This is a genomic window from Pseudomonas sp. ADPe, assembly GCF_014843515.1.
GTDB classification, from domain to species: Bacteria; Pseudomonadota; Gammaproteobacteria; order Pseudomonadales; family Pseudomonadaceae; genus Pseudomonas; species Pseudomonas citronellolis.
In genome coordinates this window covers 2,442,369-2,462,424 of record NZ_CP062122.1, presented here as the reverse complement: position 1 = coordinate 2,462,424, position 20,056 = coordinate 2,442,369, and the positions used below count along the sequence as shown (strand labels likewise).

Below are 20,056 nucleotides of genomic sequence, written 5' to 3'. Positions count from 1 at the left end.
GATCGTGCATTCCCGATCGAGGTCCAGGCCATGTCGAAAAGCCCTTCGCTGTCCCAGCTGAACCAGCCCGATGCCTTCCTGCGCCGCCATCTCGGCCCCGACGAGGCGGAGCGACGGACGATGCTCGAGGCCCTGGGCGTCGCCAGCCTCGACGACCTGATCGTGCAGACGGTGCCGCCGGCCATCCGCCTGAACCGCCCGCTGGAGCTGCCGCCGGCGCTGGACGAGCAGGGCGCCCTGGAGAAGCTCAGGGGCTATGCGCAGCAGAACCAGCTGTGGACCAGCCTGATCGGCACCGGCTACTACGGCACCGTCACGCCCACGGTGATCCTCCGCAACGTGCTGGAGAACCCCGGCTGGTACACCGCCTACACCCCCTACCAGCCAGAGATCGCCCAGGGCCGCCTGGAGGCGCTGCTGAACTTCCAGCAACTGACCATCGACCTCACCGGCCTGGACCTGGCCAGCGCCTCGCTGCTCGACGAGGCCACCGCCGCCGCCGAGGCCATGGCCCTGGCCAAGCGCGTGGCCAAGGCCAAGAGCAACCTGTTCTTCGTCGACGTGAACTGCCACCCGCAGACCATTTCCGTGGTGCGCACCCGCGCCGAGGCCTTCGGTTTCGACCTGGTGCTGGACGAACTGGACAACCTGGGCCAGCACGCCGTGTTCGGCGCGCTGCTGCAGTACCCGGACAGCCGCGGCGAGGTCCGCGACCTGCGCCCGCTGATCGATGCCCTGCACGCCCGGCAGGCCATCGCCTGCGTCGCCGCCGACCTGCTCAGCCTGCTGCTGCTGACGCCGCCGGGCGAGCTGGGCGCCGACGTGGTGCTCGGCAGCGCCCAGCGCTTCGGCGTGCCCATGGGCTACGGCGGGCCCCACGCGGCCTTCTTCGCCACCCGCGACGAATTCAAGCGGGCCATGCCGGGGCGGATCATCGGCGTGTCCCGCGATGCCCGTGGCAACACCGCGCTGCGCATGGCGCTGCAGACCCGCGAGCAGCACATCCGCCGCGAGAAGGCCAACTCCAACGTCTGCACCTCGCAGGTGCTGCTGGCCAACATCGCCAGCCTCTACGCCGTCTACCACGGCCCCGAGGGCCTCAAGCGTATCGCCCAGCGCGTGCACCGGCTCACCGCCATCCTCGCCGCCGGGCTGTTCGCCAAGGGCCTCAAGCGCGTCAACGCGCACTTCTTCGACACCCTGACCCTGGAGGTGGGCGCGCAGCAGGCGGCCATCCTCGAACGCGCCCGCGCGGCGCGCTACAACCTGCGCATCGTCGGCGAGGACCGCCTGGGCGTCAGCCTGGACGAAACCTGCAGCGCCGAGACCGTCGCCACGCTGTTCGACATCTTCCTCGGCGCCGGTCACGGCCTGAGTATCGCCGTGCTGGATGCCGGCGACCTCTCCGACGGCGTCCCCGGCACCCTGCAGCGCCGCTCCGGCTACCTGGGCCACCCGGTGTTCAACCGCCACCACAGCGAAACCGAGATGCTGCGCTACCTGCGCCAGCTCGAAGGCAAGGACCTGGCGCTGAACCAGGCGATGATCCCGCTGGGCTCCTGCACCATGAAGCTCAACGCCACCAGCGAGATGATCCCCATCACCTGGCCGGAGTTCGCCAACCTGCACCCCTTCGTGCCGCGCGAGCAGGCCGAGGGCTACCGGCTGATGATCGACGAGCTGGAGAGCTGGCTGCGCGCCATCACCGGCTTCGACGCCATCTGCATGCAGCCCAACTCCGGGGCCCAGGGCGAGTACGCCGGGCTGCTGGCCATCCGCAAGTACCACGAGAGCCGCGGCGAGGGGCACCGCAACGTCTGCCTGATCCCGTCCTCGGCCCACGGCACCAACCCGGCCTCGGCGATCATGGCGAGCATGCGCGTGGTGATAGTCGAGTGCGACAAGGGCGGCAATGTCGACCTGGAAGACCTCAAGCTCAAGGCCGCCGAGGCCGGCGCCCAACTGGCCTGCCTGATGATCACCTACCCCTCGACCCACGGCGTGTACGAGGAGGGCATACGCGAGATCTGCGAGGTTATCCACAGCCACGGCGGCCAGGTCTACATGGACGGCGCCAACCTCAACGCCCAGGTCGGCCTGGCGCGGCCGGCGGACATCGGCGCCGACGTGTCGCACATGAACCTGCACAAGACCTTCTGCATCCCCCACGGCGGTGGCGGCCCGGGCATGGGCCCGATCGGCGTGAAGAAGCACCTGGCGCCGTTCGTCGCCAACCACCCGGTGATCCGCATCGAAGGCCCCAACCCGCTGAACGACGCGGTCAGCGCTGCGCCCTGGGGCAGCGCCAGCATCCTGCCGATCAGCTGGATGTACATCGCCATGATGGGCCCGCAGCTGGCCGACGCCACCGAGGTGGCCATCCTCAGCGCCAACTACCTGGCCCAGCGCCTGGACGGCGCCTTCCCGGTGCTCTACCGCGGGCGCAACGAGCGCGTGGCCCACGAATGCATCCTCGACCTGCGGCCGCTCAAGGCGCAGACCGGGATCAGCGAGGAGGACGTGGCCAAGCGCCTGATGGACTACGGCTTTCACGCCCCGACCATGTCCTTCCCGGTGCCCGGCACGCTGATGGTGGAGCCCACCGAGAGCGAATCGCTGCACGAGCTGGACCGCTTCGTCGAGGCGATGCTGAGCATCCGCGCGGAAATCGCCAAGGTGGAAACCGGCGAATGGCCGGCCGAGGACAACCCGCTCAAGCGCGCCCCGCACACCCTGGCCGACGTCACCGGCCCCTGGGAGCGGCCCTACGGCATAGCCGAAGCGGTGACCCCCAGCGAACACACCCGCGCCTTCAAGTACTGGCCGGCGGTGAACCGGGTGGACAACGTGTTCGGCGACCGCAACCTGTTCTGCGCCTGCGTGCCGGTGGACGAGTACCGGGAGTGAGAAAATCCGCGCCTACGAAATACCGGGCCCCTGTAAGCGGGCCCTGCCCGCGATTCGCGCGCAGGGCGCGCTCCTACAAGGGCACGGTGTGGAGGCAAATCGTAGGATGGCGTTGAGCGCAGCGATACCCATCGCCACGGCCGCATGGGTTTCGCAGGCTCGATCCATCCTACGGTCTGGATGAGATCCGCTACGAAATCCCGAGCCCCCTGTAGCGGGCCTTGCCCGCGATTCGCGCGCAGGGCGCGCTCCTACAAAGGCACGGTGTGGAGGCAAACCGTAGGATGGCGTTGAGCGCAGCGACACCCATCGCCACGGCAGCATGGGTTTCGCAGGCTCAACCCATCCTACGACGCGCCGTCACTGCGCCACGCCGTCCTGGCTCATCAGGATGGCATTGGCCAGCTCCATGTCGCTGCGCTGCTGCAGCTCCGGATGATCGCTGCGCAGGCGCTGCAATGCGGCTTCCAGGTACGGGCCGCGGATGGCGCCATCGCTGGCCACGTAGCTGCCGGCGTCGTCGCGGGCGGCGAGGATCAGCTTGTGGTCGTGCTTGAAGGTCAGGTAGGTCGAGGCGGTGGTGGCCCCGGAGGAGATGATGTCGCGCCAGAAGCCGTCGGCCATGGCCGGGGCCAGGGGCAGCAGGGTGAAGACAGCGAGGATGCCGGTCAGTTTGAACATGCGCATGGGAGTTTCTCCTCCGTAGGTCCGCATACCTTTCTGAGCGCTCGGCGCTGCCAGGGGTTCCGGTTATCTGGATGACCGGTTCGCGGTTGCGTTGGTCCCATCTTGGGACTAGCATGTGCCGATGAAAATCATCGCCATCGGCAACCTGCGCGATTTCTGGCTGGCCCATCCGGACGCGGAGCAACCACTCAAGGCCTGGATCGATGAAGCCAAGGCCGCGACCTGGAGCCAGCCGGGCGACATCAAGGCCAGGTATGCCAGCGCGAGCATCCTCAAGAGCCGCCGGGTGATGTTCAACATCAAGGGCAACGACTATCGACTGATCGTCGCGGTTGCCTACCGGTTCGGCGCGGTCTACATCAAGTTCATCGGCACGCACGCGCAGTACGATGCCGTCGACGCGAATATCGTCGAGATGGAGTGAGAGAGCATGCACATCCGACCTATCCATACGCACGAGGACTACAAGGCCAGCCTCAAGGAACTGTCCGCCTACTTCGACGACGAGCCGGAGCCCGGCACCCCCGAGGGGGATCGTTTCGAAGTGCTGTTGACGCTGGTCGAGGCCTATGAGGCCAAGCACTACCCGGTCGAGGCGCCGCACCCCATCGAGGCCATCAAGTTCCGCATGGAGCAGGGCGGCCTGACCGTCAAGGACCTGGTGCCCTCGATTGGCCAGCCCAACCGCGTCTATGAGGTGCTGTCCGGCAAGCGCAGCCTGACGCTGCCGATGATCCGCAAGCTGCACCGCAACCTGGGGATTCCCGCCGAGAGTCTGATCGCCGAGTACGCCTGAGACGAGCGCATCGAAAAGCCCGCTGCCCCGTGAGGAGCTGCGGGCTTTTGCGTGTCCGGGGAGTGCCGTTCAGCGTTCGCCGGCCAGCAATGCACTGGCCAACTCCATATCGCTGCGCTGCTGCAACTGCGGATAGTCGCTGCGCAGCCGCTGCAGCTCGGCTTCCAGCCAGGGGCCGCGGATGGCGCCGGCGCTGGCGACGAAGCTGCCGGCGTCCTCGGCCAGCGGGCCGACCAGTTTGTGGTCGTCGCGGCTGGTGAGGTAGCTGGAGGCGGTGGTGGCGCCGGTGGACAGCACGCCGCGCCAGAAGCCGGCGTCTTCGGCCTGGGCGGCGGCGAAGGGGAGGGTGGACAGGGCGACGGCCAGGGCCGCTCCGGGGATACGCATGGGTGCTCCTTGGGTGACTGCGTTCGCGTCCCCTCAGAGTGCGTGCCCGCCGGCGAGTTCCGGAGCGCCTGGTGGAATCAGGCGCTTCCGGGCGGCGCCGTCATTCTCCCTTCAGCGCCGGGTCGTCGGGGTTCTGCTGTTCCAGCTCGGCCAGTTGCATCTGCACCTTCTCCAACTGGCCGATCTCGCGCAGGTAGGCGATCAGCGCCAGGCGCGCGTCGCGGTTGGCCGGGTGGCGTTGCAGCAGTTGCTCCAGCTGGCGGCAGGCGGCGTCGGCCTGGCCGCTGTCGTGCAGGCCGATGGCCAGGATGTAGCGGAACTGGGCGCTGTCCGGGGCCAGGCGCACCGCTTCCTGCAGCTCCTTGAGCGCCGCGTCGCGCTGACCCTGGCGGATCAGCGCCAGGCCCTGGGCGTGGTGCAGCAGGCCGGACTGCGGGTGGCGCTTGAGCGCGCCGTCCAGCAGCTGGCGGGCTTCGTCGGGGCGCTGGCGGGCTTCCAGCCACTGGTAGAGGCTGACCAGCGCCGGCAGGAAGTCGGGGTCGCGCACCAGGGCCGCGCGCAGCGCCGGTTCCACTTCGGCGTCGCGGCCGGTGACCTGGTAGAGCATGGCGCGGTTGAGGTTGGACTCGGCGCGCTCGGCCAGGCTCAGCTGGACCTCCTCGTATTCCTTCAGGCCCTTGGCCAGCGGCGCCTGCAACCCGGCGCGCACCTCCGGCGGCAGTTGCGCCAGTTGCCAGGTGGCGGAGAGGCGCACGGCGCGCAGCGGGTCGTCCAGCAGCGGGGCCAGCAGCAGTGCCTGGCGCGGCGGGCTGGCCAGGGCGGCGGCCGCGCCTATGGCGGCGTTGCGCACCAGCGGGTCGTTGTCCTTCAGGCCCTGGGCGGCCAGTTCCAGGGAGCGCGGGCTGGGATAGGCGGGCAGTTCGGCGAGCAGGGTGGCGCGGCGGATCGCCGGCAGGTCGCTGCTGGCCAGCAGCAGGTGCAGCGCCCGCGAGGCGCCGGGCTGGCCGTTGCGGGCCTTCCACAGGGTGTCGTCGTAGCGCGGCACGGCGCCGGCCGGCTTGGCGTCGCTGGCGTACCACAGGCGGAACTGCTCGCTGACCTTGGAGGCGCTGTCGCGGTGGCAGCCCATGCAGGCGTCCGGCGCGCCTATCTTCTGCGCGTGCTGCGGGTCGGGGATGCTGAAGCTGTGGTCATGCCGGTAGTGGTTGACCATGTAGTACTTGCCCGGCATGTGGCAGGACGTGCACTGCGCGCCAGGCGTGCCGCTCTGGTGGTGGTGATGTTCGGGCGAGTCGTAGTTCTTCGCCAGCAGGCCCTTGCCGTCGATGCCCGGGCGCACCGGCTTGCCGGCCGGGTTGTGGCACTGCAGGCAGAGGCCGTTGCCGGCGATCTTCACCTGGCCGCTGTGGGGGTTGTGGCAGTCGGTGCACTTCACGCCCTTCTCGAACATCTTGCTCTGGGTGAAGGAGCCCCACTCGAAGACCTCGTCCTTGATCTTGCCGTCGATCTGGTACAGCTCGCGGGTCAGCAGGCTCGGCAGGTAGTCGTCCATGAACCGGTGGCGGTGCTGGAAGCCGTCGCCCAGCGGCGCGCGGCGGGAATGGCAGCGCGCGCAGTTCTCCACCAGCTCGCTGGCGGCGGTGCTGGCGCCCAGCGGCTTGTCGAACCCGCGGCTGGCGTCGCCGTCGGGTTTCTGCGCCCATTCCAGGTGGCGCGAGGCCGGGCCGTGGCAGGCCTGGCAGCCGACGCCCAGGCTCTGCCAGTGGCTGGCGAAGGCGTTCTTGTCGGCGTCGAAGTTGCGCTTGAACTCGGTGGTGTGGCACTCGATGCACATGAAGTTGGCGTTCTGCGTCGGGCGCGTCCAGTGCAGCTCGTCCTTGAAGTCGATGCGCTGCCCGGGGTTGAGTTCGAACCAGCGCTGCTTCTGGGTATCCCAGGCGACGCCGAGGGCCTGCAGGCGGCCGCCGGGGTATTCCAGCAGGTACTGCTGCAGCGGCGCCACGCCGAAGGTGTAGGCCACCTTGAAGTCCGCCGGCTTGCCGTCGGCGCCCGGGGTGTTCACCCAGAATTCCTCGCCCTTGCGGAAGAAGCGGGTGCTTTCTGCCTCGCCCTTGAACCTGGCGTCGGCGAAGTCGCCCAGCACGTTGGCTTCGTTGGCCACCTGCATCGCCTTGTGGTGATGCGAGCCCTGCCAGTCCTGGAACTGGCCCTGGTGGCATCCCTGGCATTGCTGCTCGTCGACGAAGCCGGCCTTCGGCGCCTCGGCCACCACGGGTTTCGCCGGGGGCGCGGGCGGGCTCGCGACCGGCAGCGACGGGGCGCTGTGCTCGACGTACCACCAGGCGCCCGCGCTGGCCAGCAACAGCACGGCCACCAGCGCGGCAGCCAGGCGCCGCGCCAGGCGGGGGGAGGAGGTGGGGCGGGCCGGTGCGGCCCCTTTGCGGTCTTTCTTATGGGCAGGCTTCTGCATGCGACGTCCGTTGTTCGGGCAGCCATGTATCACGGTGGCAGCAGCTTCAGTGACTGCCGGGGGTATGTCAAACCCGGTTCCGCCGCAGTGGCGGCGGCCCCTCGAAAGGATGAGGCGCGTTCAGGGCTGGCGGATGGCGGCGACCCGGGCGCTGTCCACCTTCACCGCCGGGTTGCCGAACTGCGCCGTGAGGTAGTTGACCAGGGTGGCGATTTGCTGGTCGTCGAGCGCGCCGGCGAAGCCTGGCATGAACACTTTCTGCCCGGTGCTTTCACGGTGCACGCCGGTGAGCACGACCTGCACCAGGTTGTCCGGCTGCTGCGCGCCCACCGTGGTGTTGCGGCTGAGCATGGGGTAGTAGGCGTCCTGCGTGCCCTGGCCGTTCCAGCCGTGGCAACTGGCGCAGTTTCCGAGGAACAGCCGGGCGCCGTCGTCGCGGGTCTGGGCATCGAAGTCCTCGCCGCGCAGCGTCACCACGTCGTCGGCGGGGCCGCCCCAGGCGAAGCGCGGCTTGCGCTCGCCGTCGCCGACCGCCCTGACGCTGCGCAGGTAGTTGGCGATGGCCTGCAGGTCGTCGGGCCGCAGGTACTGGAAGCTGTGCTCCACGGCCTCGGCCATGGGCCCGGCGGCCTGGGCCTTGCCGGGCAGGCGGCCGCTGCGCAGGTACTGCACCAGTTCGGCGTCGCTCCAGCCGCCGATGCCGGCGTGGGTGTCGCTGGTGATGTTGTAGGCGTACCAGCCGCCCAGGGCGGCGCCGGCCAGGTAGCCGCTGCCCTTCTCGTCCAGGGCCTTCTCCTGGAAGGCCAGGCCGCGCGGGGTATGGCAGGTGCCGCAGTGGGCCAGGCCCTGCACCAGGTAGGCGCCGCGGTTCCAGGCCGCGCTCTGTTTCGGGTTGGGCTGGAAGGGCCGGTCGTCGTGGAACAGCGCGTTCCAGATAGCCAGCGGCCAGCGCATGTTCAGCGGCCAGGGGATGTCGCTGTCGCGGTTGGCCTGGGCCACGGCCTCGACGCCGCCGCGCAGGAAATAGGCGTAGAGGGCCTGCATGTCCGCGTCGCCGATCTTGGCGTAGGCGGTGTAGGGCATCGCCGGGTAGAGGTGCAGGCCGCCCCTGGCCACGCCTTCGCGCAGGGCGCGGGCGAAGTCTTCGTAGCTGTAGCTGCCGATGCCGGTGCGCGGATCGGGAGTGATATTGGTGGAGTAGACCGCGCCCAGCGGGGTGGTCAGCGCCAGGCCGCCGGCGAAGGGCTGGCCGCCGGGCGCGGTGTGGCAGGCGGCGCAGTCGCCGGCGCGGGCCAGGTATTCGCCGCGCTGCAGCAGTTCGGCCGGCGCCGGGTCCAGGGCCGGGGCGGCCTGGGCCAGGCAGGGCAGCAGCAGGAGGGCGGCCAGCAGGCGGGTGGACATGCTCAGGCCTCCCCTTTCAGGCGCTCGGCCAGGCGCAGGGCGAGGGCGGCGAGGCTCAGGGTGCAGTTCACCGAGCCCACCGTGGGCATCACCGCGCTGCCGGCGATGAACAGGTTGGGATGGTCGTGGCTGCGGCAGTCGCGGTCCACCACCGAGTCGCCGGGGTCGTCGCCCATCAGCGTGGTGCCGGCGATGTGGTTGTTGTTGGCGAAGCTGTCCTCGAACTGCACCTCGCTGCCGCCGAGCAGCCTGGCGGCATGGGCGTAGACCTCGCGGGTGTGCGTCGCGCTGCGGCGCACGTAGTCGTCCATGGCGTAGGTGAATTCCGGCTTGGGGATGCCCAGGGCGTCGCGCTCGCTGGCGCTGGGCACGATGCGGTTCTCAGGGCGCGGGAGGATTTCGTGGAAGCTGTCGAAACGCACGAAGCGCGCGGCGCGGTCGCGGATCTGTGCTTCCAGCTCGCGGCCGAGCAGCAGCGGGCCCTGGCGGATCAGCTCGGCGGCCACCTGGTCGACCCGCGAGAGGTTGGACAGGTGGATTTTCTTCGCCGCGTACTGGCTGCGGAAGGCGCCGTCGCGGAAGTTGACCATCGAGGTCATTTCCTGCGGCCCGCGCCCGGGCCAGAGCTTCTCGCTGGCGTAGAAGCGCACCGCGGTGCCGGGGTGGTCCATGAGGTTGCGGCCGACCATGCCGGAGGCGTTGCCGACCTCGGACATCAGCATCAGCTTGGGGGTTTCCACGCCATTGGCGGCGAGCACGAAGACCTTGCCTTCCACCCGCGTCTCCTCGCCCTGCGGGTCCTTGCAGAGGGCGGCGACTATGCGTCCGCCATCGCCCTTCTCCAGCTTGAACACCACGCTGTTGTCCAGCAGCCGGGCGCCGGCGGCCTCGGCCTTCTCGACGTGGACGATGCCGTTGTACATGGCGCCGACCGGGCAGATCGGCATGCAGTTGTTGTTGCCGCAGCAGGTCGGCCGGCCGTCGAAGGGGCGGCTGTTGCGCGCCACCGGCTCGGTGACCACGCGGTAGCCGTTGGCGTTGAGCACGTCCTTCACCCGCTGCTCGTTCCACGACAGCGGCAGCGGCGCCATGGGGTAAGCCTGGCTGCGCGGCGAGCCCAGCTCCTCGTCGGCTGGGCCCCAGACGCCTAGGGCCTCTTCGGCGCGCTGGTACCAGGGCTCCAGCTCCGCGTACTCGAACGGCCAGTCGCGGCCGACGCCGTACAGGCTCTGGAGCTTGAAGTCGCTGGGCAGGAAGCGCCAGGCCGAGGCCGCCCAGTGCCAGGTGGTGCCGCCGACCACCCGCAGGTACTGCACGTCGTAGGGATGTTCGCCCTTCTGCACCAGGTAGTGGTTGTCCGGGTGGTACTGCGGGTGCGGCGCGTGGGCCATGGACGGGTAGGGGGCCTGGTTGTCGGACTTGTCGGCCTGGTTGCGGAAGCGCTCGACGATCTCCCAGCGCGACAGCCGCGGGCCGGCCTCGAGGATCAGCACGTCCTTGCCGGCCAGGGCCAACTGGTGGGCGACCAGGGCGCCGGCGACGCCGGAGCCGACCACCACGTAGTCGGCGCTTTGCGTGTCGGCCATGCTCAGGCCCCCCGCTCGACCGGTTGCGCGGCCCAGAAGCCCGGCTGGTTGCTGCAGTAGCTGCGCGGCAGCAGCACGTCGTCCACCGCGCGGAACATCAGCGCGCTTTCATAGGCGACCACGCTGGGGTGGTCGTCCTCGCCCACGTAGCCCAGGTACCAGGCGGCGAGCATCTGCCGCGCCAGCCACTGCTGGCGCTCGCTCCAGCGCCGCGGGCCGTCGCCCAGGCGCGCCTGCAGCTCGCCCAGGCTCTGGGCGAGGGCGGTGTCGCGCTGCGCCAGGGCCAGGTACAGGCGCTGGCCGATGCGTGGGTCGAGGTTGCTGCGCCCGGTCAGGCGCTGCGACAGCGTCATGAAGATCGCCAGTTCTGCCTCGGCCTGGGGCGTCAGCGCGGCCCAGGCCATGGCTGCCGGGCCCAGCAGCAGTCCGCCGGCCACGGCGCCGCCGCAGGCCATGGCCAGCAGGCGCCGGCGGGATGGGGAAAAGCGTGGCTGGTCTGGCATGCGGACCTCTCGTTCAGCAGGCAGCGGCGGCCCGGGGCCGCGGCGGGATCACGGGGTTATGGGCCGGGTCGCGCCCGGCCTTCTGGCTTATCGTCGGCGCGCTCCAACCAAGGGTGGCGATACGCGGGCCTGCCCCTTAGTATTGCGGCATCTCGCGATTCTGCAGGGCGAATGCGCCCGCGCCGAACCTTCGGCGTGCCTCGCGGACCTCTCTACGACACGGGTTTTCCATGAAACAGTACCTCGACCTGATGCGCCACGTGCGCGAGCACGGCACCTTCAAGAGCGACCGTACCGGCACCGGCACCTACAGCGTATTCGGCTATCAGATGCGCTTCGACCTGGGCGAAGGCTTCCCCCTGGTGACCACCAAGAAGTGCCACCTGAAATCGATCGTCCACGAGCTGCTGTGGTTCCTCAAAGGTTCCACCAACATCGCCTACCTGAAGGAAAACGGCGTCTCCATCTGGGACGAATGGGCCGACGAGAACGGCGACCTGGGCCCGGTCTACGGCTACCAGTGGCGCTCCTGGCCGGCGCCGGACGGCCGCCACATCGACCAGATCGCCAACCTGATGACGATGCTGAAGAACAACCCGGACTCGCGCCGCCTGATCGTCTCGGCCTGGAACCCCGCGCTGATCGACGAGATGGCCCTGCCGCCGTGCCACGCGCTGTTCCAGTTCTACGTCGCCGACGGCAAGCTCAGCTGCCAGCTGTACCAGCGCTCGGCGGACATCTTCCTCGGCGTGCCCTTCAACATCGCCAGCTACGCCCTGCTGACGCTGATGGTGGCCCAGGTCGCCGGCCTGCAGCCGGGCGACTTCATCTGGACCGGCGGCGACTGCCACCTGTACGCCAACCACCTGGAACAGGCCGACCTGCAGCTGAGCCGCGAGCCGCTGCCGCTGCCGACCATGAAGCTCAACCCCGAGGTGAAGGACCTGTTCGACTTCCGCTTCGAGGACTTCGAGCTGGTCGGCTACGAGTCCCATCCGCACATCAAGGCGCCTGTCGCCGTCTGACCGCCCGCCTCTTCGCCCCCGCCCATGTGGTGGGGGCCTTCCTCCCGTTCTGCCCTTGCCCAAGAGCGGACTCCGTCCGCGATTCGCGCGCAGGGCGCGCTCCTACATGGGAATGGCGTGGGGGCGTAGCGTAAGCGGATCTTATCCGCAAACCGCGCCGGGACGTCCGGCTATCGCGGACAAGGTCTGCTCCTACGGTTCCAGGAAGCACGGCTTTTCGTAGGATGGCGTTGAGCGAAGCGATACCCATCAGCGCAACTGCATGGGTTTCGCAAGCTCAACCCATCCTACGAAAAGCACCTCGACGCAGACAGTTGCCCCTACGTTGTTTTCAATCGCGCCAAGGTGCTGGGCTCTTCGTAAATACTGCCCGCCGCTGCGCTATCCATTCGATTGGTAGTGCTTCATTTCGCATAGCGATACAAGGTTCCGCCTGATCGTGGCGGCTTGCTATGCTGCCCCGATCGCCCGTCGCTGTCCGGACGGCCCCACTGCGCTTGCGCCGCGCCATGCCCTTGCGCCGAACAACGATAACGACGGGGAAATGTCATGCAGCCTTTCAGCTTCGCCACCACCGCGCAGATCCTTTGCGAGAGCGGTTCCGCCGTCCGCCTCGGCGCGCTTTGCCGGGAGCGCGGCGCCGACCGCGTGCTCATCGTCAGCGACCCCGGCATCACCCGCCTGGGCCTGCTCGACGGGGTGCTGCCGGGCTTCGCCGCCGCCGGGGTGGCGGTGCAGGTGTTCGACCAGGTGCTGGCCGACCCGCCGGAGGCGGTGGTCCTGCAGGCCGCCATGCAGGCGCTGGAGATGGGCGCGCAACTGGTGGTCGGCTTCGGCGGCGGCAGTTCCATGGACGTGGCCAAGCTGGTCGCCCTGCTGGCCCACCCGCAGGCCAGCCAGGCCCTGCCGGAGCTGTTCGGCGTGGGCAATGCCCGCGGCCCGCGGCTGCCGCTGATCCAGGTGCCGACCACCGCCGGCACCGGCTCGGAAGTCACCCCCATCGCCATCGTCACCACCGGCGCCACCACCAAGAGCGGCGTGGTCAGCCCGCACCTGCTGCCGGACCTGGCCCTGCTCGATGCGGACCTGACCCTCGGCCTGCCGCCGGCGGTGACCGCGGCCACCGGCATCGACGCCATGGTCCATGCCATCGAGGCCTACACCAGCAAGCTGAAGAAGAACCCGCTGTCCGACCTGCTGGCCCGCGAGGCCCTGCGCCTGCTGGCGCGGAACCTCGATGCGGTGGTGCACGACGGCGCCAACCGCGAGGCGCGCCAGGCCATGCTGCTGGGCGCCTGCCTGGCCGGCCAGGCCTTCGCCAACGCACCGGTGGCGGCGGTGCACGCCCTGGCCTACCCGCTGGGCGGGCATTTCCACATTCCCCACGGCCTGTCCAACGCGCTGGTGCTGCCGGAGGTGATGCGCTTCAATGCGCCGGCCGCCGCTGCGCTGTACGCGGAACTGGCGCCGCTGTTGCTCGGCGAGCGCCTGCGCCCCGGCGACCGCGACGGCCTGGTCGGGCAGTTCATCGACGAGCTGGCGGACCTCAGCCCACGCTGCGGCCTGCCTTCGCGCCTGCGCGACGCCGGGGTGCCGGAGCACATGCTGCGGCTGTTGGCCAGCGACGCCATGCAGCAGCAGCGCCTGCTGGTCAACAACCCGCGCGAGGTCGACGAGGCCGATGCCCTGGCGATCTACCGCGCCGCCTACTGAGGACGACATGAGCGAACACCCCAGCCGCGCCGACTACCGGCACTTCCAGCCGATCACCACGCGCTGGCACGACAACGACATCTACGGCCACGTGAACAACGTGACCTACTACGGCTTCTTCGACACCGCGGTGAACACCTACCTGATCGAGCAGGGCGGGCTGGACATCCACGACGGCGAGGTGGTCGGCTTCGTGGTCAGCTCCAGCTGCGACTACTTCGCCCCCGTGGCCTTCCCCGAGCGCATCGAGGTCGGCCTGCGCGTCGGCAAGCTGGGCAACAGCTCGGTGCAGTACGAGCTGGCGGTGTTCCGTCAGGGCGAGGACCTGGCCTGCGCCGCCGGGCGCTTCGTGCACGTCTTCGTCGAACGCGCGGGCAACCGGCCGGTGCCGATTCCCGCCGGCCTGCGCGAGGCGATGCAGGCGTTGCTGGCAGGCTGAGCCCGGTTGAGCGCGCCCTGCACCCAACCTCCAATCCGCCGTTTCACCTACGGCCAGGGGCTCCAGCCACCATGAAAAACGCCGTTTCCTCTCAGGGAGGAAACGGCGTTTTGCGTGGCCTGTGCGACTGAAGGCTCAGTCGCGGTGTTTGTGCCGGCGCTTGTGCTTATGCTTGTGGCCGCTGTCGTGATGATCCTTGTCATCGGCCAGCGAGCTGCCCACCGCGCCGCCGGCCGCGCCGCCCAGGCCGGCGCCGATGGCTGCGCCGGTGGAGCCGCCGACCTTGTTGCCCAGCACCGAGCCGCCGGCCGCGCCAGGCCGCCGCCGATGGCGGCCTCGGTCTTCTTGCCGTCCTTGGCGCTCATGGCGCCGCCGGCCGCACCGCCGACGCCGGCGCCGATGGCCGCGCCGGTGCTGCCACCCAGGGCGCCGCCGACGACGTTGCCCAGGGCGCCGCCCAGGCCGCTACCGACCGCCGCGTTGGTGTTGTCGCCGGCCAGGGCGTACTGGCTGGCGACCAGGCCGAGGGCCAGGGCCGAGAGAGTCTTGCGCATGTTCGAACCTTTCAGGAGGGAAGGGGGTGGAAGCATTGTTCCGAACGCAAAACAGCCGGACAAGGGTGTCCGGCTGAGCTGCGGGGTTTATCGCGGGGCGCCTGCCCTGGGTCAATCCCAGTGCTTGTGGTGGCGATGGTGCTTGTACCAGCCGCGATGACGGCCACGGTCGTGCCAGTGGTGGCGGTCGTCGTAGCGGGCGCGGCGGTAGCCGCGGTAGTCGTCGTCATCGTCGTGGCGGTTGCTGTCGGCATAGTGGTTGCCCAGGGCGCCACCGCCGCCGCCGCCCAGGGCCGCGCCGATCAGGCCGCCGGTGCTGCCGCCGATCTTGTTGCCGATGACCTGGCCGCCGGCTGCGCCGAGGCCGCCGCCGATGGCCGCTTCGGTCTTGTTGCCGCGGCGGGCGCCGACCGCGCCGCCGGCCGCGCCACCGACACCGGCGCCAATGGCTGCGCCGGTGCTGCCGCCGACCGCCTGGCCGACGACGGTACCCAATACCCCGCCCAGGGCGCCACCGACGCCGGCACGGGTGTCGCCGTCCGCGAAGGCGGAACCACCGACCAGCGCAAGAGACAACAGGAGCATCGAGGAGTACTTCATAGAGAGGTTCTCTGTGTGGATGTTGGCGCCGATGCTGCTGTTGTACGAAGGCGCTTACAAGCCTCTGCCGACGAGTGACGCGACTTTCATCAAAAAACGCAAGTATATGATTTAAGAACAGAACTTTTTCTATTTCGGGCTGTCAGAATGACATTCCGAGGGTACGGAATTCGCGTGTTTTTCTCACAAAATGCTGTTGCAATGATGGCATTTCACGCGATTGGGAAAAAGGCGAAAGCCGATTCCGTAGACCAGCCTCGGCCCTTTCCCGTTGAATTTTCCGGATGAATGACCCGGGCGTACAACCATTCGAGGTCGTACGCCCGAGCAGCCTCAGAAGATGCGGCCGTCGTCCCGGGCGTTTTCCAGGCGCACCGCGACGAACTTCGAGGTGGGGGTGAAGCTGCCTTCGCCGTGGCTTTCCAGCGGCACCAGCGGGTTGGTCTCCGGATAGTAGGCGGCCGCCTGGCCTTCCGGTACGTCGAACGCCAGCAGGGTGAAGCCGCTGACCCGCCGTTCCACGCCGTCGTCCCACAGGGAAACCATGTCCACCTTCTGCCCGGGTTCGAAGCCCAGCCGGCGGATGTCCGCCTCGTTGGCGAAGACCACCTCGCGCTGGCCGCGCACGCCGCGGTAGCGGTCGTCCAGGCCGTAGATGGTGGTGTTGTACTGGTCGTGGGAGCGCAGCGTCTGGAGGATCAGGTCGGGGCGCTGGCCGGTGCGCCGCACCTGCTCCGGCAGCAGGTCCTCGGGCAGGGGCGCGGCGCTGAAGTTGGCCAGGCCGCTGGCGGTGTTCCAGCGCCGTTCCCGGGCCGCGTTGCCCAGGTAGAAGCCGCCCGGGTGCTTGACCCGCTGGTTGAAGCCGGCGAAGCCGGAGATGGTGTCGGCGATCAGCTCGCGGATGCGGTCGTAGTCGGCGATCAGCGCGTCCCAGTCCACCGGGCGGTTGCCCAGGGTGGCCTTGGCCATGCCGGCGATGATCGCCGGTTCCGAGCGCATCTGCGTCGACAGCGGCTCCAGCTGGCCGTAGGAGGCGTGGAGCATGCTGAAGGAGTCTTCCACGGTCACCGCCTGCGGGCCGCCGGCCTGGCGGTCGACGTCGGTGCGGCCGAGGCAGGGCAGGATCAGCGCGTCTTCGCCGCAGGTCAGGTGGCTGCGGTTGAGCTTGGTGCTGATGTGCACGGTCAGCGCGCAGCTTGCCAGGGCGCGGTGGGTGCGCGGGCTGTCCGGCGTGGCCTGGGCGAAGTTGCCGCCCAGGCCGATGAACACCCGCGCCTTGCCTTCGAGCATGGCGTTGATGGCTTCCACGGTGTTGTGGCCGTTGTGCCGCGGCACCTGGAAGGCGAAGCGTTTCTCCAGGGCATCGAGCAGCGCCGCTGGCGGCCGGTCGTTGATGCCCATGGTGCGGTCGCCCTGCACGTTGCTGTGGCCACGCACCGGGCACAGGCCGGCGCCGGGCCGGCCGATGTTGCCGCGCAGCAGCTGCAGGTTGACCACTTCCTGGAGGGTCGGCACCGAATGGCGGTGCTGCGTCAGGCCCATGGCCCAGCACATGATCACGCGCTCGGCGCGGCGGTACATGGTCGCCGCCGTCTCGATCTCGGTCAGGCTCAGGCCCGACTGGCGCTCGATGGCGTCCCAGGCGGTGGCGTCCAGCTCGGCCAGGTAGGCCTCGACGCCATGGGTGTGTTCGGCGATGAAGGCGTGGTCGAACACCGCCGGCTCGCCCTTGGCCTGGGCCTCGCGCTCCCACTGCAGGAGGAACTTGGCCATGCCGCGCACGGCGGCCATGTCGCCGCCCAGGGCGGGGCGGAAGAACGCGGTGTTCAGCGGCTCGGAGCCGTTGGTCAGCATCTCCAGGGCGTGCTGCGGGTGCTGGAAGCGTTCCAGGCCGCGCTCCTTGAGCGGGTTGAAGGCCACCACCTGGGCGCCGCGCTTCACCGCCTCGCGCAGCGGTTCGAGCATGCGCGGGTGGTTGGTGCCGGGGTTCTGGCCGAACACGAAGATGGCGTCGGCGTGCTCGAAGTCGTCGAAGGTGACGGTGCCCTTGCCGACCCCGACGCTTTGCCCCAGGGCCACGCCGCTGGCCTCGTGGCACATGTTCGAGCAGTCCGGGAAGTTGTTGGTGCCGAAGGCGCGGACGAACAGCTGGTAGAGGAAGGCCGCCTCGTTGCTGGCCCGGCCGGAGGTGTAGAACTCGGCCTGGTCGGGGCTTTCCAGGCTGTTCAGGTGCTTGGCCACCAGGGCGAAGGCCTCGTCCCAGCTCACCGGCACGTAGCGGTCGCTGGCGCGGTCGTAGCGCATCGGCTCGGTCAGCCGGCCCTGGTACTCCAGCCAGTAGTCGCTCTGCTCGCGCAGCGCGCTGACGCTGTGGCGGGCGAAGAAGGCGGCGTCCACGCGGCGCTTGGTGGCTTCCCAGTTCACCGCCTTGGCGCCGTTCTCGCAGAACTTCACCCGGCCGTCCTCGGGGGAGTCGCCCCAGGCGCAGCCGGGGCAGTCGAAGCCGCCGTTCTGGTTGGTCTTGAGCAGCGCGCGCAGGTTCTTCAGCGGCTGCTTGCTATCCAGCCAGAAGCGCGTGACGCTGATCAGCGCGCCCCAGCCGGCTGCCGGGCCCTTGTAGGGTTGGTAACGGGGGTTGATCGGTTGCAGGCTCATCGGGATGTCGGGTGTCGGTGGGAGGCCGGCGCCGGGCTGTAGACCCGCGGCGCGTTGTGGTGGGGGAGGTGGACCAGGTTCAGCCGGTGCCCGCGCGCCCACTCGACGGTGAGCGCGCTGGGCGCGGACAGGCTGACCAGGGTGGCGATGCCGGCGCGCACGGCCTTTTGGATCAGCTCCAGGCTGCAGCGGCTGGTGACCACCGCGAAGCCCTCGCGGCAGTCCAGGCGTTGCTGCTTGAGCGCGCCTATCAGTTTGTCCAGGGCGTTGTGCCGGCCGATGTCCTCGCGGCACAGGACGATGCTGCCGCTGCCGTCGACATACAGCGCCGCGTGCAGCGCGCCGCTGCGCTGCGCCAGGCTCTGCGCCTGCTCGATGCGCTGGCGCAGGCCCTGCAGATGGGCCGCAGGCGGCAGCGGCGCCGGTTCCAGCGGGCGCAGTTCGGGCAGCGCCTGTTCCAGCGCTTCCATGCCGCACAGGCCGCAGCCGCTGGTACCGGCCAGGCGCCGGCGCAGGCGCTTGAGCGCCCAGAAGGCGCGGTTGGTGATCTGCACGTCGACGCTGACGGCGTCGGCGAGGCGCTTCAGGCGGATGTCATAGATGTCGTCGATGGACTCGACCAGGCCGGCGCTCAGGCTGAAGCCGCGGACGAAATCCTCGAGGTCGCCGGGCGAGGCCATCATCACGGCCTGGCTCAGGCCGTTGTAGGCGATGGCCAGGGCCACTTCCTCGGCCAGCACGGCGCTGCCGGAAGCGGGCCCGCTGCCCAGTTCGGCATAGGCGTAGGCGCCCTCGGCTGCGGCATCCGCGGGCACCGGGCGATCTGGCTGGCAAGGCATGGGGTGGGCACTGTATTCGAATAATGGCCCCAGCCTAAGCCTGGGGGCCGAGGGTGTCTAATCGGCAGCGCCTATGCCGTGATCGATGGCATCTATCACCAAGCTGGGCGGGGCGTTCCGTCGGGTGCCGCCGGCTTTCGGACGACTCCTATCGTTGTCTCCCCGGGTGGCGTCTAGACTTCCTGGCGGCGCGGGCGGCCTGGAGCCGGCCGCTGGAACCGTAACCGCAAGGAGAAAGGACATGGGCATTCTGTCATTCGTTAAGGAAGCCGGCGAGAAACTGCTGGGCGGCCTGCTGGGCGACAAGGCGCAGGCCGCCGATTCGCTGAAGGAGCACGTGGCCAAGGTCGGCCTGGGCAACCCGAACATCCAGGTCAGCGTCGAGGGCGACAAGGTGATCGTCAGCGGCGAGGCGGCCAGCCAGGAAGAGAAGGAGAAGATTCTCCTGGCCCTGGGCAACGTCGAAGGCGTGGCCGGCGTCGAGGACAGCATCAGCGTGCCCCAGGCGGCGCCGGCGGCGCGCTTCGTGACGGTGAAGAAGGGCGACACTCTGAGCGCCATCGCCAAGGCCGAGTACGGCAACGCCAACGCCTACATGAAGATTTTCGAGGCCAACAAGCCGATGCTCAGCCACCCGGACAAGATCTACCCGGGGCAGGTGCTGCGGATTCCGGAATAAGGCGGGCAGGCGGGGGATCGATACCCTGTAACGGCGCTCTTTGTAGGATGGGTTGAGCGAAGCGAAACCCATGCAGCGGTGGTGATGGGTATCGCTTCGCTCAACACCATCCTACGACGGTGTTCTTCCTACAGGCCCTCGATCAATGCGCGGTAATCCTCCACCGCCGCGAACTCCGCCGTGTCCTTCGCCCCCTGGCGGCTGTCCGGCTGGCGTACCGCCAGCAGGTGGCCGACACCGAAGGCGCGGGCGCTGCGCAGGATCGGCAGGCTGTCGTCGATGAACAGGCTGCGCGCCGGCTCGAAGCCGAAGTCGGCGTGCAGGGCCTGCCAGAACTGCTGGTCTTCCTTGGGGAAGCCGTAGTCGTGGGAGCTGATCAGGCGGTCGAACCAGGGCGCCAGCTCCACCCGCTCCAGCTTCAGCGACAGCGAATCGCGGTGCGCGTTGGTGATCAGCGCCACGCGCTTGCCGGCGCCGCGCAGGGCGGCGAGGAAGGTGTCGGCGTCCGGGCGCAGGGCGATCAGGTGCGCCACCTCGCGCTTGAGGTCGCGGACCGGCAGCTTCAGTTCGCGGCTCCAGAAGTCCAGGCAATACCAGTTGAGCTGCCCGGCGTTGTCGCGGAACAGCGGCAGCAGCTCGGCGTCGGCCTGCTCGCGGCTGATGCCGTGGTGCTCGGCGTAGCGCTGCGGCAGGTGCTCGAGCCAGAAATGGTTGTCGAAGTGCAGGTCGAGAAGGGTGCCGTCCATGTCCAGCAAGACGCTGTCGATCCCGGCCCAGTCCAGGCGTGGCATGTTCTGCCCTGTCGCGAAGTGCCG

At 69.1% G+C, this 20,056-nt stretch carries 17 protein-coding genes and 1 pseudogene; 7 read left to right on the top strand and 11 right to left on the bottom strand.

Annotated elements, in window-relative coordinates:
• The first annotated feature begins 30 nt into the window (after positions 1 to 30).
• Positions 31 to 2,907: an aminomethyl-transferring glycine dehydrogenase gene (gcvP, locus tag IG194_RS11285; RefSeq protein WP_058487724.1), complete on the top strand. Its 2,877-nt coding sequence runs from the start codon at positions 31 to 33 to the stop codon at positions 2,905 to 2,907.
• 360 nt (positions 2,908 to 3,267) lie between these two features.
• Here the strand turns inward: gcvP and IG194_RS11280 are convergent, their stop codons facing one another.
• Positions 3,268 to 3,594, bottom strand: coding sequence for a DUF2388 domain-containing protein (locus IG194_RS11280; protein ID WP_009615124.1), 327 nt, complete (start codon positions 3,592 to 3,594; stop codon positions 3,268 to 3,270).
• Positions 3,595 to 3,715: 121 nt separating this feature from the next.
• On the opposite strand from IG194_RS11280, the gene IG194_RS11275 reads away from it, so the two are divergent.
• Positions 3,716 to 4,018 (top strand): type II toxin-antitoxin system HigB family toxin, encoded by a 303-nt coding sequence (locus tag IG194_RS11275; protein ID WP_058487723.1) that lies wholly within the window; start codon positions 3,716 to 3,718, stop codon positions 4,016 to 4,018.
• A gap of 6 nt (positions 4,019 to 4,024) precedes the next feature.
• Positions 4,025 to 4,390 (top strand): helix-turn-helix domain-containing protein, encoded by a 366-nt coding sequence (locus tag IG194_RS11270; RefSeq protein WP_009615128.1) that lies wholly within the window; start codon positions 4,025 to 4,027, stop codon positions 4,388 to 4,390.
• A 69-nt stretch (positions 4,391 to 4,459) separates the two neighbouring features.
• Here the strand turns inward: IG194_RS11270 and IG194_RS11265 are convergent, their stop codons facing one another.
• From IG194_RS11265 to IG194_RS11245, 5 genes are all read right to left on the bottom strand, one after another.
• Positions 4,460 to 4,777 carry a DUF2388 domain-containing protein gene (locus IG194_RS11265; protein ID WP_043314009.1) on the bottom strand — a complete coding sequence of 106 codons (318 nt, stop codon included), beginning with the start codon at positions 4,775 to 4,777 and terminating at the stop codon, positions 4,460 to 4,462.
• A gap of 100 nt (positions 4,778 to 4,877) precedes the next feature.
• Positions 4,878 to 7,247, bottom strand: coding sequence for a tetratricopeptide repeat protein (locus tag IG194_RS11260; protein ID WP_058487722.1), 2,370 nt, complete (start codon positions 7,245 to 7,247; stop codon positions 4,878 to 4,880).
• A 120-nt stretch (positions 7,248 to 7,367) separates the two neighbouring features.
• Entirely contained in the window at positions 7,368 to 8,648 is a 1,281-nt protein-coding gene (locus IG194_RS11255) for a cytochrome c (protein ID WP_058487721.1), read from the bottom strand.
• A 2-nt stretch (positions 8,649 to 8,650) separates the two neighbouring features.
• The gene (locus IG194_RS11250) at positions 8,651 to 10,234 is read right to left on the bottom strand and encodes a GMC family oxidoreductase (RefSeq protein ID WP_058487720.1); all 1,584 of its coding nucleotides are present in this window, start codon (positions 10,232 to 10,234) and stop codon (positions 8,651 to 8,653) included.
• A gap of 2 nt (positions 10,235 to 10,236) precedes the next feature.
• Entirely contained in the window at positions 10,237 to 10,737 is a 501-nt protein-coding gene (locus IG194_RS11245; protein WP_058487719.1) for a sugar dehydrogenase complex small subunit, read from the bottom strand.
• A 230-nt stretch (positions 10,738 to 10,967) separates the two neighbouring features.
• Here IG194_RS11245 and IG194_RS11240 point away from each other — a divergent pair, with 230 nt between their 5' ends.
• From IG194_RS11240 to IG194_RS11230, 3 genes are all read left to right on the top strand, one after another.
• Positions 10,968 to 11,762 (top strand): thymidylate synthase, encoded by a 795-nt coding sequence (locus IG194_RS11240; RefSeq protein ID WP_058487718.1) that lies wholly within the window; start codon positions 10,968 to 10,970, stop codon positions 11,760 to 11,762.
• Positions 11,763 to 12,311: 549 nt separating this feature from the next.
• Positions 12,312 to 13,475, top strand: coding sequence for an iron-containing alcohol dehydrogenase (locus IG194_RS11235; protein WP_043314003.1), 1,164 nt, complete (start codon positions 12,312 to 12,314; stop codon positions 13,473 to 13,475).
• A 7-nt stretch (positions 13,476 to 13,482) separates the two neighbouring features.
• Positions 13,483 to 13,914, top strand: a complete 432-nt coding sequence (locus IG194_RS11230) for an acyl-CoA thioesterase (RefSeq protein WP_058487717.1) — start codon at positions 13,483 to 13,485, stop codon at positions 13,912 to 13,914.
• A 135-nt stretch (positions 13,915 to 14,049) separates the two neighbouring features.
• Here the strand turns inward: IG194_RS11230 and IG194_RS11225 are convergent.
• The 4 genes and pseudogenes from IG194_RS11225 to fdhD form a co-directional block, all read right to left on the bottom strand.
• Positions 14,050 to 14,468, bottom strand: a pseudogene (locus IG194_RS11225) (glycine zipper domain-containing protein).
• Positions 14,469 to 14,579: 111 nt separating this feature from the next.
• A complete protein-coding gene (locus IG194_RS11220; protein ID WP_043269566.1) occupies positions 14,580 to 15,068 on the bottom strand; it encodes a surface antigen in 489 nt (162 codons plus the stop codon).
• A 333-nt stretch (positions 15,069 to 15,401) separates the two neighbouring features.
• Complete coding sequence (locus tag IG194_RS11215) at positions 15,402 to 17,723, bottom strand: FdhF/YdeP family oxidoreductase (RefSeq protein ID WP_058487716.1); 2,322 nt, start codon at positions 17,721 to 17,723, stop codon at positions 15,402 to 15,404.
• Complete coding sequence (fdhD, locus tag IG194_RS11210) at positions 17,720 to 18,562, bottom strand: formate dehydrogenase accessory sulfurtransferase FdhD (RefSeq protein WP_058487715.1); 843 nt, start codon at positions 18,560 to 18,562, stop codon at positions 17,720 to 17,722. The genes IG194_RS11215 and fdhD overlap by 4 nt, the downstream gene beginning before the upstream one ends.
• A 241-nt stretch (positions 18,563 to 18,803) precedes the next feature.
• On the opposite strand from fdhD, the gene lysM reads away from it, so the two are divergent.
• On the top strand, positions 18,804 to 19,241 hold the full coding sequence (gene lysM, locus IG194_RS11205; protein WP_043269560.1) for a peptidoglycan-binding protein LysM: 438 nt from the start codon (positions 18,804 to 18,806) through the stop codon (positions 19,239 to 19,241).
• Between the two features lie 128 nt (positions 19,242 to 19,369).
• On the opposite strand, the gene yrfG is transcribed toward lysM, so the two are convergent.
• Positions 19,370 to 20,032: a GMP/IMP nucleotidase gene (gene yrfG, locus IG194_RS11200; RefSeq protein WP_058487714.1), complete on the bottom strand. Its 663-nt coding sequence runs from the start codon at positions 20,030 to 20,032 to the stop codon at positions 19,370 to 19,372.
• Positions 20,033 to 20,056 lie beyond the last annotated feature (24 nt).

What these genes read in the sequence shown, in the direction of transcription:
- fdhD (WP_058487715.1), bottom strand. Translation starts at nt 18,562, where the DNA reads ATGCCTTGCCAGCCAGATCGCCCGGTGCCCGCGGATGCCGCAGCCGAG.
- IG194_RS11240 (WP_058487718.1), top strand. Translation starts at nt 10,968, where the DNA reads ATGAAACAGTACCTCGACCTGATGCGCCACGTGCGCGAGCACGGCACC.
- yrfG (WP_058487714.1), bottom strand. Translation starts at nt 20,032, where the DNA reads ATGCCACGCCTGGACTGGGCCGGGATCGACAGCGTCTTGCTGGACATG.
- IG194_RS11250 (WP_058487720.1), bottom strand. Translation starts at nt 10,234, where the DNA reads ATGGCCGACACGCAAAGCGCCGACTACGTGGTGGTCGGCTCCGGCGTC.
- IG194_RS11220 (WP_043269566.1), bottom strand. Translation starts at nt 15,068, where the DNA reads ATGAAGTACTCCTCGATGCTCCTGTTGTCTCTTGCGCTGGTCGGTGGT.
- IG194_RS11235 (WP_043314003.1), top strand. Translation starts at nt 12,312, where the DNA reads ATGCAGCCTTTCAGCTTCGCCACCACCGCGCAGATCCTTTGCGAGAGC.
- IG194_RS11280 (WP_009615124.1), bottom strand. Translation starts at nt 3,594, where the DNA reads ATGCGCATGTTCAAACTGACCGGCATCCTCGCTGTCTTCACCCTGCTG.
- IG194_RS11275 (WP_058487723.1), top strand. Translation starts at nt 3,716, where the DNA reads ATGAAAATCATCGCCATCGGCAACCTGCGCGATTTCTGGCTGGCCCAT.
- IG194_RS11230 (WP_058487717.1), top strand. Translation starts at nt 13,483, where the DNA reads ATGAGCGAACACCCCAGCCGCGCCGACTACCGGCACTTCCAGCCGATC.
- gcvP (WP_058487724.1), top strand. Translation starts at nt 31, where the DNA reads ATGTCGAAAAGCCCTTCGCTGTCCCAGCTGAACCAGCCCGATGCCTTC.
- IG194_RS11265 (WP_043314009.1), bottom strand. Translation starts at nt 4,777, where the DNA reads ATGCGTATCCCCGGAGCGGCCCTGGCCGTCGCCCTGTCCACCCTCCCC.
- IG194_RS11260 (WP_058487722.1), bottom strand. Translation starts at nt 7,247, where the DNA reads ATGCAGAAGCCTGCCCATAAGAAAGACCGCAAAGGGGCCGCACCGGCC.
- IG194_RS11215 (WP_058487716.1), bottom strand. Translation starts at nt 17,723, where the DNA reads ATGAGCCTGCAACCGATCAACCCCCGTTACCAACCCTACAAGGGCCCG.
- IG194_RS11270 (WP_009615128.1), top strand. Translation starts at nt 4,025, where the DNA reads ATGCACATCCGACCTATCCATACGCACGAGGACTACAAGGCCAGCCTC.
- lysM (WP_043269560.1), top strand. Translation starts at nt 18,804, where the DNA reads ATGGGCATTCTGTCATTCGTTAAGGAAGCCGGCGAGAAACTGCTGGGC.
- IG194_RS11255 (WP_058487721.1), bottom strand. Translation starts at nt 8,648, where the DNA reads ATGTCCACCCGCCTGCTGGCCGCCCTCCTGCTGCTGCCCTGCCTGGCC.
- IG194_RS11245 (WP_058487719.1), bottom strand. Translation starts at nt 10,737, where the DNA reads ATGCCAGACCAGCCACGCTTTTCCCCATCCCGCCGGCGCCTGCTGGCC.